We start from the raw sequence: 13,152 nt of genomic DNA, 5'->3' as shown, positions 1-13,152 counted from the left end.
TAAAGACGTCCAGTCACAAGAATCACAAAAAAAATACCGTCATTCTTTCCAAGAAGAATGACGGTATTTCTTATTGATTATCCATATAAAACCGCATGAAATACGCCTAATAGTAAGTATCGATCCTGCATGTAATCTTCATCATATACATTCATCTCAATGTAATACATATCCTCCTCAAGACGAATATTCCAATCTGCAATTACATAGCCCTTTCGTAATAACTTTCCCATTCCAAATGAAGTTTTATGAACAACATATTCTTCTGCCTTATATGTAAAGGTAAATAAGAAATTTGCATCCAATAACTTTCCGTCACATACAAGTATTTCATGCTCTGCATCATGATTATCTTTGTACATTACTAAAATCCTTCTTTGGCGCTGCCTACTTACATCCTTTGCAATGACGCGAATATTGTCCTTACTATCCTTTATTTCATAAATAATATTACTACCAATTTTCGGAATAAAATCCAGCACTCTCATCAGCGTATTTTTATAATAGCCCCTTACTACGCCTACTTGCTCACTTCCATTATAAACCTCTATCGGTGTCGTATCTGCTTTGCTATCACACGGTCGTTTGTAAGAGAGCTGCATCATTCGCTCTCCTCTTAAGTACTGATCAAACGTCACAGGATATTCTATCATGCGCAGTTCTTTATTTAGCTCATACAAATAGCGTTGAACACTCTCTATTAATGTTGCAGTAGCTATACGCTCTTGAAGTTCAAATTCTTGCCAGCTGGAAAAAACAGTCCATTGATTATGATCCTCTTCATAGAAGAAACCAAGAATTACCTCTTCACGGTCAGCCGTTTCATATTTCATAGGCACGTTCTGCCCATGTTGAACTTGTTCCATCCACTGACCTAAATAAATCCCCAGCTCTGCAACCTTCATACATGATTTTTGAAAAAATACGCTGTCACTCGCGCAAATCGTTACATCTCCTTCGATAAAGCCCTTTGAATAAGCATCATACCGTGGCTCATCCTTCTGCGGGAGATTTTTGTCTAACTCAAATAAAAACGTTAACATCCTTTATTCACCTCTAGTTGTTACACTAATCATACATGACATCGCATCACGCTAGGAAACTATTTATATACGCATATTTAATTCACGCATTATAACACGTGAATGACCTTGTATAGTAGCTCTATTTTTTTGTTCTATATCTTAGTATATGAATTTATATGAGCGATTTTTCAAATATATCTATCGCAACTTACAATATATCAACGATTTTTCAAATATATCTATCACAACTTACAATATATCAACGATTTTTTCAATATATCTATCACAACTTACAATATATCAACGATTTTTTCAATATATCGATTTTTCGACAAATATCAGCATGATTAAAATGAAGCTACCTTTTCTTCCGCCACTTCTACAATTTCTAAAATTTGTAGCAGACTCTCCACTTCATAAGTCGGGTTAACATCTGTCCCGTTTTCTTTCAAACTCGGATTATACCAACACGTATCAATGCTGTAATCTTCTCCGCCTTTCATATCAGAAGTTAACGAATCTCCAACCATTAGTACGCTTGATTTATCAGTAATCCCAAACTTCTCAAACGCATAATCAAAAATCTCACGTGCTGGTTTTTGATGACCAACTTCTTCAGAAATAATAATATGATCAAAAAAATTACATAAAGGTGAATTTCCAATTCTTGATTGTTGCACCATCGTATATCCATTCGTAATAATACCTAACTTGCAATCTTGTAGATTTTCACATAATTGTACTGCGCCTTCTATAAGATGTACTTCTTTCCCTAAGTTTTCAAGATATACATCACTAAATTGCTGTGCATCTACGTCTATATTATGAAGTGCAAATAATTGTCTAAATCGATTTACTGCTAATTCACTTAGCGTAATCATTTTATTTTCTAAATCTCTCCATAATCCATTACTAATCTCTTTATAACTTGCAAGATAATCATTATACCCTGTAGACATACCAAACTGTACAAACGCATTATGTAATGCGTGTCTTTCCGTTTCGGGGAAATCTAATAATGTATCATCTACGTCGAATAATATAACTTTGTATTTCATGATGTTCTCCTCAATTCCTATTTTAAAAGCTTCGTTCTCATTGCTTATAAATTTTTATATATTTCGTGATGAAGCGCTTTAACCCGCTCTTTATAGAATACACCTTTATCTTTTATTTTCAAATGTGCTATAAATAAGTTTGCTAGCATGACTGCTGTATCTAGTCTATAAAATAAACTAACAATATGAGAAGTAACATTAAAGATACTATCATTCTTATATCCATCTTTAAATTCATCCCAACTAACCTCATTTGTTTCAGCTATTCTCATAAGCTCCAGCAATGGATGACCAATTAAAGCGTTATCCCAATCAACTATTGCTTTAACTTCTCCATTATACCCGATTAAATTGGCTGGTCGAATGTCCATATGTAATAAACATTTTACATGATCTGCTGTACTAAGAATATATTCAATTGTTTTTGTATTCGGAAGATTAATTTTACAGTTCGTGATTGTATTAAACCCTTCTATCCGTTTCACAATTCGTTCTGCTATATACTTACTAATGGGCTCTCTAATATTTTGTTTGTAATACAAACCATCAATTGGCATACTATGAAGCTTGCTCACTAACTCCTCTATTTTGCATGCGGAAATTGGCATACGATCAGCATATACACAATCCGAAATTAAAAAATCAAGTTCGGTTGAAAGATGCAATCCGTGTATCCTTGGTACTGGAATACCTTTTGAATAACAATACTTAGACAGCTCCGCTTCCTTTTGCAACGAAATCCGACTGTTAAATAAGTCTTCATTTATATTTTCCACTTCTCTTTCCCACGGTACTCGAAATGCCAAAGACCCCTTTTCTGAATCTCCTTGAAAAACAATATTTTGCACTCCCGTTCCAATCACCTTTAAATCTTGAATAGCTAGTTCCTTATACTCTTGACTTAGTATTGTTGCCAGCTTTTCTCTTAACCCCTCTGCTTTTACACGTGTATGAATCATTTTATCCCCCGCTTTTCATCCATTTTCTCCTCGGTGCACAACATCCTCATTAACAAAATTATAGCAACAATAGTAAAAGGAGGCTAATCCGCTCAGCCTCCTTCTCATTATTAATCTTCTAGTAATAACTCTTTCATTTCCTCTAACGACTCTTTCGTAAAGCCAAGAGCCCTTTCAGCGTATGCTTCAACTGATCCGTATTGCTTTTGAATTTCACCAATCGCAGCTTGCAAGTATTCTGCACGTGCTTCAAACATTGCACCTAATATCGCTCTGCTCTCATCGTTTTGTAATTTCGCACCTAAAAAGGCCATCATTTTTTCATTTAGCTTTTCACGGAATCCGTTACTTAGTAAGTAGTCTTCCATTACTGTTTTTTCTGGTACACCTAGTAAAAGTAGTAATAATGCTGAACCAAATCCAGTACGATCTTTTCCAGCTGTACAGTGGTTTACTAACGGTAAGTTTTCCGGGTTTTGCGCTAAGTTTAAGAAGCTCACGAATGCCTCGTTACCACTTACGAAATCTTGATTCATTTTCACAAGATACTCACCTGGTTTTCCTAACATAGAAAGGTCACCAACTTGGAAAAACTCATTTATATTTAAGTCTTTCGCTAAGTCTTGCATAACTGGTAAGCACACTTGACGAGCACCTGTAATCTCAGGATTTGGCTTATGCTTTACCTCAAAGTCTGTACGATAGTCACAAATTAACTTTAAACCAGACTTTTGTAAATAGTCGATATCCCACTCTGTTAGTCCTGCTAATTCTTCAGAACGGTATAATTTGCCCCATTTCACTTTACGTCCATCTGTCGTTTCATATCCACCCATATCACGGAAGTTAAACGCACCTTGTAATGGCAATCTACGCTCAGCTACTGTCACTGCTTGTCCATTACTTCCTACTAGTCTAAAATATGGACGTTCATTTTCACTCGGGTTTTCAATTGTATATGATAATTCTCCATTTACAGTTGCAAGTAGTTCTCCATTTTCTTCAATATGATCTGGTGAAGTACTCCAATAAATACGAACTTCTTCTATATTATTTTCCCACTTTATTTGTAACGTATTATCTTCAATTCTTTCTACAGTTGCTTGTAGCCAATTTCTTTGCTGCTCCATTCTTTCACCAACGCTTTCTCTTATAATCAAATCTTACTCTATTGTATTATAGTAATAACTACTTTGTCGTTCTCATTTTTCTTTTTATCTTACAAACAGGCAAAAAGTTCTTTTACTTGTTCAAAATTTGTACATAGATTCCCTCGAAATACGTATGCGATTTGTTCTTTTCCGTTAAGTATTCAAGGAAATATCGCCAGTTCTCTTGATATTGCTGTATGGTACGGGGCCCGCGTCCTTCCACATGTTTGATATGAATAAACATATTAAAATACTCTTGTAGAGTAGGGCGAGTGTGTTCGGTAATTTCATTTGAAATATCTTTGATTCCTTCGTGTTTCTCCATACCCTTTCACACCTTTACATATTTTATATCTAATTATATAAGAGAAACTGTAGAATTCTCCACGGTACTTATTGGTTGAAAAAATAACAGGGGAAGAGCTGTGAGATAAAAGGTGGTAACATTAAAAAATAAGATATCTAATAAAGTTGAGATATAATATATTATTCGTAATGAAAATATTATATAGTGAAATTAAAAAAGCTATAAAACGATTCATATCTGTGTTGTAAGAAAAAAATCACAAAAGGGGTGAAACATCATTCGAGATTATTTTATACTAGATATTTTTTTGTGTTCTGCACTACTGATTGCATTCATTGTGGGATTGGTTGTTTTTTATAAAAAGAATAGAAAGCGAAAGAAGAGGGGATTCTGGCAAGGGATAGTAGTTCTGTCTATTTTCGTTATCTCTTCAGTTTATTTGTTAGCTTCTACTCTTCTGGAATTAAATTATTATCTAAAAGGAAATGTTAGTAAGGTAGAAGGTGAATGCTATATCACTGTAAATGAAAACCACTATAAATCTTCAAGAGTAGACATTGAAATTGATGATTTGTTCTTAGTAGCAGATCAATTAGAACTCCCAGACATAGAAGAGGATTATTACATGTGTAAAATAGAATATTTACCATTTTCAAAGGAAGTTACCCGCCTGGAGTATGAATGATGTTTAGAAATACATAGAATGATAACGTTAGCCGCTACGTTTCTTTTTACGAAGTGTACACTCTTCTATCATGGTCAGCACTAGATATTGCAAAGCAACATGGATACTAATCAGAATCAAATGATACGAATAGTGATGAACAAATGAAAGGTAAGCGGCACTTATCGGGATTCCAAGAAAGAGAGAACCCCACTTGTTTTTTGTGAAAAAGTAAAGGGATGTAGCAACTAAAACACCGATAAGGATCGCTTCCCAGTAAACATACCAACTTACGTCACGAACAAATATGTCTAAAAAGTAATACATGGATACTCACTCCTTTTAATAAACTTTCGATAGTTTTTTTCGAATCCTGCCAATTGGATAGATAAGCGTATTGTGTTGGAGGTATTTAGGTTATCTGAAAGAAAACTTATGTCAGTGGATTCACATAATGAATGCATGACTTCTAATTTTCCCCTACGAATACTTCGTATTATGTACCTTTCTCCATGGTTCAATATCTAAACTATGTTCTTCATTACGTTATCAGTCATAGTAATGACTGATAACGTAATTTTACTCATAAAAATGCCTATTAAAAACTTTAAGTAAATTTCATACATATAATTAGATATACACTATTTTTGAGCCCTAAGCTCCCGCTAAATGAGTTCGAGAGAGTGTATTCTTCCTCCTTTAAAACTCCCTCATATACCGCTCAGTACAACTCAGCAGCTGACATCCATTCTTTTCAAAAACATCCTTCATCCACTCATTTTGTACATTTGTCTCACCAATATAATAAGATGCACCTATTTCCTTTAAGACAAACATCGCACCTGCAAATAACGCAGCTTCATATCCCTTATTACGCATATTTGGAGTAACTGCGAAGTACATAAGTTTCCCTTCTTCTAACGTACCTCTTTCAATATGCGGGATTACAATTCCTATCGGCTTTTTATCGACACTCGCTGTTAAGCAATGTTCTTTCCATTGCTCACCAATTTCTTGTAGCATCATATGCACAAATTGATCATGAGCGACTGGTTCTCCCGTTGCTTCATTCCACAGTGAATAAAAAGCCTCTTCTCCAACTTCTTCAATAAGCTTAAAATCAATTTCACTTTCTACATCTTCTACTTCGTATATATCTTTAAATACAATCATGTTTTCCGTAACATATTCAAATGAATACGTTTCAAAACATCTTTTATACACATCATAATTTGGACTTTTTGAAGAGATTTCAAAATGTAGTTTTTCTAATCCATCTTTTTTAGCTTCAGCAACGCAATATTGCATCATTTCCTCTAATTGCTCTTCTGTAAAAATCTCTGCATTATTTTCTTTTATCATAATAGAAGAAGCATTTCTTCTTATTTTAAAATGTTTTTCTAACTGTTCTATCGTCGTCATATTCTTCCCTCATCTATATCATACTCGAATTTCTAATCGTTCTCCTTGCATGAGCAGGATTGTCCTTGAATATATAGAATACTAGAAAAGATCGCATCTTTAAAGTGCGGAGGAGGTTCTCCAGTGGATATTACAGCATTGCAACAACAGTTAGAGCTTATACAACAAAATGACTATACGCAACTGCAACATATAGACGTAAATGAGTTAACTTTGAACATGCTTCAGTATATCGGAACGACTGATAGCTACGTTCGTTACCAACTTATATATAAATGTTTTGCGCATTTCATTCATCATGAATTCCTTATGGACGATCAGCTGAAATTACTTCTGCAAACTTGTTTAAGTGATGAGTATTTATATTGTGACATTTACTCCCCACATACAGATGGGGTTTTCACACGTTCTTACACTGTTTCGTTAATTGCGTTAATACTCCAATTCGCTAATTCGCACTACTTTTGTACAGAGGAGGATATCGAAGAAATAAAAAATAAACTCATTACATACACAAACTTAGAAACAGATTTTCGGGGCTATATCGAAAATAAAGGATGGGCTCATTGTCTTGCTCATGTATCTGATGCCTTTACTGAAATTGTTCATAATACGTATACCACTTTTGAATGGTACGAAGAATTAATTCATTGTTTATTAAATAAAATCTTTATTCCATCTGACCTTTTTCATAATAACGAAGATGAACGCATTGTTACTCCATTACTAGCAATGCTGTATCATGATTTTCCTCAGAACGATTTAATTTCTATTATTCATAAAAAAATAAAAAGGCTTCCTCAAATTAGAAAACGCCTTTCGCTTAATGAGTATTGTATTTTATGTGCCAATATTAAAACCTTTTTACGCACATTATTTTTCAGAACGAAAGATGACCATAACTTAGCCTTTACAGCACGTAAAACAGAAAGAATGTTAAAAGAACTTCCTAACTATTATTAAATACAAGGAGCAATGACATGGGTTATATTGAAGATATGAGAAATCTAGTAGGAAATCATCCACTTATTCTAATAGGATCACACGCCATTATATTAAATGAAAAAGATGAAGTATTGCTGCAACTCCGTACAGATTTTAACCGCTGGGGCATTATTGGCGGTGCCTTAGAATATAATGAAACATTAGAAGATGCTTTAAAGCGAGAAGTATATGAAGAAACTGGACTTATCATTAAAAATCCAGAACTATTCCGTACATACTCTGGACCAGATTACTTTCAAATCTATCCAAACGGCGATCAAGTACACGGTGTACTCGTTGTTTATATTTGCCGAGAATTTCATGGTGAACTTGTATGCGATCAAAGTGAATCAAAAGAACTACGCTTCTTTTCACTTGATGAATTACCTAGTAATCTTCCCCCTGTTATTGAGAGGATTATTACAGATTATCAAAAAAAATAAGGGAACGCTTAACGTTCCCTCTTAAATCCAATCCGTTTTTTAATTTCCGCTAAATTTACCTTTGCAATAGCGCGTGCCTTCTCAGCACCGTTTTCTAATGCTTCATATAATAAATCCGGCTCATTCATATACATTGCGTACTTTTCACGAGGTCCAGCTAACTCACGATCTACAACGCGAAACAACTCTTTTTTCACATCGCCCCATCCGATTCCAGTCTCATATTTTTCACGTAATGACTGTACTTCGTCTTCTGTCGCAAATTCTTTATAAATTGTAAATAAGGTTTCTAGTTCTTTCGGTTCATTTGGAAGTGAAGAATCTGTTTTGATTTTAAATATTAATTTTCGTAGTTTTTCTTGCTCTGCAAATAATGGGATCACATTTCCGTAACTTTTACTCATCTTTCTTCCGTCAAGGCCAGGTAATATTGCTCCTTCTTCTTGTATGACATACTCCGGAAGTGTAAATGTCGTGCCAAATGTATGATTAAAATACGTCGCAATATCACGCGCGATTTCAATATGTTGAATTTGGTCTTTTCCGACAGGTACATGTGTAGCTTGAAATAATAATATGTCAGCTGCCATTAAGATCGGGTACGTATATAACCCCATGTTCACTCCCGCATCGACCTCTAACCCTGCTTCTTTATTTTGCTCCACCTTCGCTTTATACGCATGAGCACGGTTCATAAGACCTTTCGGAGTGAGGCAAGCTAAAATCCAAGCTAATTCTAGAATTTCCGGTACTTCTGTTTGCCGATAAAAAACAACATCTTCTCCAAGTCCAAGCGATAACCAAGTAGCTGCTACCTCTTTCGTATAACTGCTGAACTTTTCTGAATCATGCACAGCATTTAATGCATGATAATCAGCTATAAAGTACAATGCTTTTCCTTCATTATTCTTTGACATTTGTAATGCAGGTTTAATCGCACCAATATAATTTCCTAAATGCGGATAACCTGTCGGCTTAATTCCTGTTAACATTATTTTTTCACTCACACTAACTCCTCCTTTCTCAAAATAAAAAGAGCCTCTCATCCTTAAAAAGGACGAGAGACTCCCGCGGTACCACCTTATTTAGCTATCATTATAGCTCACTTCAACTTCTTAACGTGAAGTAACCGTCTTTACCTACTCATTTCAGTTAGAAGCTCCAGAGCCCATTCCATATTCATCCCTTACTGATTCCCACCACACATCAGCTCTCTAAAAAGTTTCGAATATGTACTCTTCTCTTTCATTGCTTTTTCGTTATTTTTTACAGTTTATCACATTTCACTTCCAAACAAACCAAAATTTTCTATTTTATATAGAAGGAATTTCCACTTCAATTGTCTAATATTATATAGGTTTGCAGAAATATTCGAAACAACTTTGGAGGTTTTTTCATGGTAAAATATATATCCATTTTAGGTTCCACAGGATCCATCGGCACATCTGCATTAGATGTCGTTTCAGCTCATCCTGAACATTTTAAAATCGTCGGTTTAACCGCAAATTATAATATCGATCTTCTTGAGCAACAAATCAAAACGTTTCAACCTCGTATTGTAAGCGTTGCGACAAAAGACTTAGCAGACAAGCTTCGTACGCGTATTTCAGCAAATACAAAAATCACACACGGGACTGATGGCTTAATTGCAGTAGCTACTCACCCTGATTCAAATCTTGTATTAAGCTCTGTTGTAGGTGTTTCAGGATTACTTCCAACAATTGAAGCATTAAAAGCGAAGAAAGATATCGCTATTGCTAATAAAGAAACTTTGGTTGCAGCTGGACATATCGTAACTGAACTAGCGAAACAAAACGGATGTCGCTTAATTCCAGTAGATAGTGAGCATTCAGCTATTTTCCAATGTTTAAACGGAGAAAATAATAAAGAGATTGAGAAGTTAATTGTAACAGCTTCCGGTGGTGCATTCCGTGATAAAACACGTGATGAAATGCAAACATTACAAGCAAAAGATGCTTTAAAGCACCCAAACTGGTTAATGGGCGCAAAACTAACGATTGATTCTGCCACATTAATGAATAAAGGGTTCGAAGTAATGGAAGCGAGATGGCTATTTGATATTCCATATGAAAAAATTAATGTAATGATTCATAAAGAAAGTATCATTCATTCTTTAGTAGAATTTATTGATGGATCAGTTATGGCACAGCTCGGTGCTCCTGATATGAGAATGCCGATTCAATATGCGTTTCACTATCCTACTCGGCTACCTTCTTCCTATGAAAAATTAAATTTATTAGAAATCGGTAGTTTACATTTTGAAAAACCAGATTTAGAGAAGTTCCCTTGTCTACAATACGCATATGAATGTGGCAAAATCGGTGGTACTACTCCCGCTGTATTAAATGCAGCAAATGAAATTGCGAATGCGCTATTCTTAAAAAATGAAATTGCCTTTTTCGATATTGAAAAAACAATTTACAAAACAATTGAAGCTCATCATAACGTAAAAGATCCTTCACTAGATGCTATATTAGAAGCGGATCAATGGGCGCGCCAATATGCAAATGAATTGTTAATAAAAAAGCGCTAAAACAGTTCCCACTGTTTTAGCGCTTTTTTTCACGTATTCAACTTAACAAATCTATAACCGTGTGTAACTAACACTTTTAATATCGCATATCCTGGAATGGCTAAAATAATCCCCATAATCCCAAATAAGTTTCCGGCAGTTAAAATGATAAAAATGATAGTAATCGGGTGAATATCTAACTTTTTACCCATGACTTGCGGAGAAATAAATTTACCTTCTGCTAATTGTACAACCATCATAACAATAATTACTTTTAACACCATTGCTGGCGAGTCGATAAATGCGATAATTAACGCTGGTGTAATCGCGATAATTGGTCCTACGTACGGAACGATATTTACAATCATCGCTAAAATCGCAAGTAATACCGCATATTTAATACCAATTATAAGATAACCAATTAATAGCATAATACCGATAAATAAGCTGACGATAATTTGACCTCTAATATACGAGCTAATCGCATAATGCATATCATCTAGTATTCTCATTGCTGCTGGTTGTCTTTGCTCTGAAATAAACTTTAAAAAGTGATTCGGCAATTGCTCACCATCTTTTAAAAGATAGAACAAAATAAATGGAACCATTACAAATGTCAAAACAACCTCTGTAACAGTACTCAAAAATCCAGTTACATTCCCAGTTACTGATGATAATGACTTTGTAAAATCAACTGTGTATTCTTTTACCATATTCGCAACATTAATATTTAAATTCTCTTGAATTTTACCGAGTAAATTACTTTCCCCGAATCTACGTGCTGCTTGTTCAATCTCATGGCCAAAATACGGTAAGTTATCAATTAATGCATCAATTTGATCTTTAATAATAGGGATAACCGTTACAACTAAAAATACAAATAATCCTAGTACGATTAAATATATGGAAGCTATCGATACGATTCTTGAAACACCTTTCTTTTCTAAAAGCGAAACGAATGGATGTAAAATATAAAATAGCACGCCTGCTAATAGTACTGGGAAGAAAATTGTTTTTAAAAATACGATAAACGGTGTAAAAACAAATGATATTTTTGTTAGCAATAAAATATTAATGAACAATAACGCAAATCCAAGTAATACCGCCAAATAATTTTGTTCTCTAAAAAACTTTCTTAACTTATCTCTTTTTCTTATATTTATTTTCTCCAACGAAACCACCTCTTCGAATGATGAAAAGCCCTTATTCAGGGCTCTTCATCATAATCTATATATCTATTTCTTTGTAGCTTTCACTACAAATGATACAATAAAAATTAACACGATTGCACCTAATAATGCTGGCACGACATGAATCCCACCAAATGATGGACCAAAGGATCCAAATAATCTACCGCCTAACGAAGCACCTAATAAACCTGCGATAATATTTCCGAACATACCACCTGGGAAATTTTTACCTGTTATAGAACTAGCAATTGCACCTATAATAGCACCAACTATTAATGTGATAATCCATCCCATTTTTAGTCCTCCATTTCTATTATAGTTTGTATGATTTAATACAAACATATGTATTTATCATTGCTAATCATATTTCACTATAGAAATATATTTACTACTATTTTACATATGGAGATACATATATTATATGCAAAAAAGAAAAATATTGTCAAACTCACCCATAAAGCAATTATATTCATATACCATATTTAAAGGAGGCTTCATTATCTATGATTCTTAAGTTAAATTCCACTTCTTTTGAAGTAGCAACATCCATTTTACAGGTTCAAATTCCAGCTTATAAAGTTGAAGCAGACTACTTAAATAGTACTGCCATACCTCGTTTATATGATACTGTAAACGATATTCAAAATTGCGTTGAAACATTCTATGGATATTTTTCTGAAAATAAACTTGTCGGTTTTATTTCTTTTGTACAAGAAGAAAAACTAATCGATATCCATAGGCTAGTTGTATCGCCCGATTTTTTTCAAAAAGGAATCGCAACGAAACTCCTAATTTATATATTTAACATGTTTCCCTCTCCAATGACATATATTGTACAAACAGGTAAAGCGAATACCCCTGCTATTACTTTATATAAAAAACACGGATTCATTACAGTATCAGATACAATACTTCCTGACGGTATGATTCTTACGCAATTAAAAAAGACAGAATACACAAAATAATTTGACTTGTTTGCTCCTTTATGTTATTTTTTACTTTATAAAACCTTTTGCTGAGTCCAAATTTTGGAGCGGGGGAACCATTTTTGTAGCTATGCTACTTGGGGCGAATCTTTTTTAAGTAGGGAAACTCTCACTTCCCGAGTCCGACAGCTAACCTCGTAAGCGTAATGGGAGAGGAAGGTGCTTTTTGCCTATGTTACACATTTTGCCTCCTTAATTATAAATATGGGATCGATATCAAATAGTCACCTATATTTATAGAAAAGGAGAATGTAGTATGTTACGTTTATCTGATCACGCAATTAAAATGATGGAGCAAAGACTTCGAATTGAAAAACAACGCACATATCAAGCAAATAAGGTTGTAGATAACTTACATCACAAATACTTCTTTCAGCATATTTTTCAACCGAAAAGATAAGGAAAATGTTTATTTAATATTAAAAAACAC

The 13,152-nt window shown here is 34.1% G+C and carries 14 protein-coding genes, 1 riboswitch and 1 other annotated feature; of the genes, 6 read left to right on the top strand and 8 right to left on the bottom strand.

Annotation, left to right across the window (positions count from 1 at the left end):
- Window positions 1-77: 77 nt before the first annotated feature.
- The 4 genes from M1D66_RS10785 to M1D66_RS10770 all read right to left on the bottom strand — a co-directional run bounded on the left by M1D66_RS10785 (window position 78) and on the right by M1D66_RS10770 (window position 4,172).
- Window positions 78-1,043 (bottom strand): tubby C-terminal domain-like protein, encoded by a 966-nt coding sequence (locus M1D66_RS10785; protein ID WP_153595171.1) that lies wholly within the window; start codon window positions 1,041-1,043, stop codon window positions 78-80.
- A gap of 329 nt (window positions 1,044-1,372) precedes the next feature.
- Window positions 1,373-2,083, bottom strand: coding sequence for a YjjG family noncanonical pyrimidine nucleotidase (locus M1D66_RS10780; protein WP_000875922.1), 711 nt, complete (start codon window positions 2,081-2,083; stop codon window positions 1,373-1,375).
- Window positions 2,084-2,127: 44 nt separating this feature from the next.
- Window positions 2,128-3,042, bottom strand: a complete 915-nt coding sequence (locus M1D66_RS10775) for a phosphotransferase family protein (protein ID WP_242555114.1) — start codon at window positions 3,040-3,042, stop codon at window positions 2,128-2,130.
- A 110-nt stretch (window positions 3,043-3,152) separates the two neighbouring features.
- A complete protein-coding gene (locus tag M1D66_RS10770) occupies window positions 3,153-4,172 on the bottom strand; it encodes a tyrosine-protein phosphatase (RefSeq protein WP_000437802.1) in 1,020 nt (339 codons plus the stop codon).
- 665 nt (window positions 4,173-4,837) lie between these two features.
- Here M1D66_RS10770 and M1D66_RS10765 point away from each other — a divergent pair.
- Window positions 4,838-5,185, top strand: a complete 348-nt coding sequence (locus tag M1D66_RS10765; protein WP_225321830.1) for a hypothetical protein — start codon at window positions 4,838-4,840, stop codon at window positions 5,183-5,185.
- A 678-nt stretch (window positions 5,186-5,863) separates the two neighbouring features.
- On the opposite strand, the gene M1D66_RS10760 is transcribed toward M1D66_RS10765, so the two are convergent.
- Window positions 5,864-6,586 (bottom strand): GNAT family N-acetyltransferase, encoded by a 723-nt coding sequence (locus M1D66_RS10760; protein WP_153595170.1) that lies wholly within the window; start codon window positions 6,584-6,586, stop codon window positions 5,864-5,866.
- A 123-nt stretch (window positions 6,587-6,709) separates the two neighbouring features.
- Here M1D66_RS10760 and M1D66_RS10755 point away from each other — a divergent pair, with 123 nt between their 5' ends.
- Both M1D66_RS10755 and M1D66_RS10750 read left to right on the top strand, forming a co-directional pair.
- Window positions 6,710-7,549, top strand: a complete 840-nt coding sequence (locus M1D66_RS10755; RefSeq protein ID WP_000355451.1) for a DUF2785 domain-containing protein — start codon at window positions 6,710-6,712, stop codon at window positions 7,547-7,549.
- A gap of 17 nt (window positions 7,550-7,566) precedes the next feature.
- On the top strand, window positions 7,567-8,013 hold the full coding sequence (locus M1D66_RS10750) for an NUDIX hydrolase (RefSeq protein ID WP_153595169.1): 447 nt from the start codon (window positions 7,567-7,569) through the stop codon (window positions 8,011-8,013).
- An 8-nt stretch (window positions 8,014-8,021) separates the two neighbouring features.
- On the opposite strand, the gene M1D66_RS10745 is transcribed toward M1D66_RS10750, so the two are convergent.
- The gene (locus M1D66_RS10745) at window positions 8,022-9,020 is read right to left on the bottom strand and encodes a tryptophan--tRNA ligase (RefSeq protein ID WP_212125690.1); all 999 of its coding nucleotides are present in this window, start codon (window positions 9,018-9,020) and stop codon (window positions 8,022-8,024) included.
- Window positions 9,021-9,063: 43 nt separating this feature from the next.
- Window positions 9,064-9,271 (bottom strand) — a binding site (T-box leader).
- Between the two features lie 138 nt (window positions 9,272-9,409).
- Between M1D66_RS10745 and M1D66_RS10740 the strand changes: the two genes are divergently transcribed.
- Entirely contained in the window at window positions 9,410-10,567 is a 1,158-nt protein-coding gene (locus M1D66_RS10740; RefSeq protein ID WP_025708771.1) for a 1-deoxy-D-xylulose-5-phosphate reductoisomerase, read from the top strand.
- 29 nt (window positions 10,568-10,596) lie between these two features.
- Here M1D66_RS10740 and M1D66_RS10735 read toward each other — a convergent pair whose 3' ends face one another.
- Both M1D66_RS10735 and M1D66_RS10730 read right to left on the bottom strand, forming a co-directional pair.
- On the bottom strand, window positions 10,597-11,718 hold the full coding sequence (locus M1D66_RS10735) for an AI-2E family transporter (RefSeq protein WP_000411484.1): 1,122 nt from the start codon (window positions 11,716-11,718) through the stop codon (window positions 10,597-10,599).
- Window positions 11,719-11,781: 63 nt separating this feature from the next.
- Window positions 11,782-12,030 carry a GlsB/YeaQ/YmgE family stress response membrane protein gene (locus M1D66_RS10730; protein ID WP_000539731.1) on the bottom strand — a complete coding sequence of 83 codons (249 nt, stop codon included), beginning with the start codon at window positions 12,028-12,030 and terminating at the stop codon, window positions 11,782-11,784.
- 209 nt (window positions 12,031-12,239) lie between these two features.
- Here M1D66_RS10730 and M1D66_RS10725 point away from each other — a divergent pair, with 209 nt between their 5' ends.
- The gene (locus M1D66_RS10725; protein ID WP_000601226.1) at window positions 12,240-12,701 is read left to right on the top strand and encodes a GNAT family N-acetyltransferase; all 462 of its coding nucleotides are present in this window, start codon (window positions 12,240-12,242) and stop codon (window positions 12,699-12,701) included.
- A 38-nt stretch (window positions 12,702-12,739) separates the two neighbouring features.
- A riboswitch (cyclic di-AMP (ydaO/yuaA leader) is annotated at window positions 12,740-12,882 on the top strand.
- A gap of 96 nt (window positions 12,883-12,978) precedes the next feature.
- Window positions 12,979-13,122: a hypothetical protein gene (locus M1D66_RS10720; RefSeq protein ID WP_000945243.1), complete on the top strand. Its 144-nt coding sequence runs from the start codon at window positions 12,979-12,981 to the stop codon at window positions 13,120-13,122.
- The last annotated feature ends 30 nt before the right edge of the window (window positions 13,123-13,152 follow it).

The organism is Bacillus sp. PK6-16 (assembly GCF_056530295.1).
This window is presented reverse-complemented; position numbering and strand designations above follow the sequence as displayed.

Coding starts and splice junctions, on each gene's coding strand:
- M1D66_RS10750 (WP_153595169.1), top strand. CDS start 7,567: ATGGGTTATATTGAAGATATGAGAAATCTAGTAGGAAATCATCCACTT.
- M1D66_RS10740 (WP_025708771.1), top strand. CDS start 9,410: ATGGTAAAATATATATCCATTTTAGGTTCCACAGGATCCATCGGCACA.
- M1D66_RS10760 (WP_153595170.1), bottom strand. CDS start 6,586: ATGACGACGATAGAACAGTTAGAAAAACATTTTAAAATAAGAAGAAAT.
- M1D66_RS10770 (WP_000437802.1), bottom strand. CDS start 4,172: ATGGAGCAGCAAAGAAATTGGCTACAAGCAACTGTAGAAAGAATTGAA.
- M1D66_RS10785 (WP_153595171.1), bottom strand. CDS start 1,043: ATGTTAACGTTTTTATTTGAGTTAGACAAAAATCTCCCGCAGAAGGAT.
- M1D66_RS10780 (WP_000875922.1), bottom strand. CDS start 2,083: ATGAAATACAAAGTTATATTATTCGACGTAGATGATACATTATTAGAT.
- M1D66_RS10775 (WP_242555114.1), bottom strand. CDS start 3,042: ATGATTCATACACGTGTAAAAGCAGAGGGGTTAAGAGAAAAGCTGGCA.
- M1D66_RS10720 (WP_000945243.1), top strand. CDS start 12,979: ATGTTACGTTTATCTGATCACGCAATTAAAATGATGGAGCAAAGACTT.
- M1D66_RS10730 (WP_000539731.1), bottom strand. CDS start 12,030: ATGGGATGGATTATCACATTAATAGTTGGTGCTATTATAGGTGCAATT.
- M1D66_RS10725 (WP_000601226.1), top strand. CDS start 12,240: ATGATTCTTAAGTTAAATTCCACTTCTTTTGAAGTAGCAACATCCATT.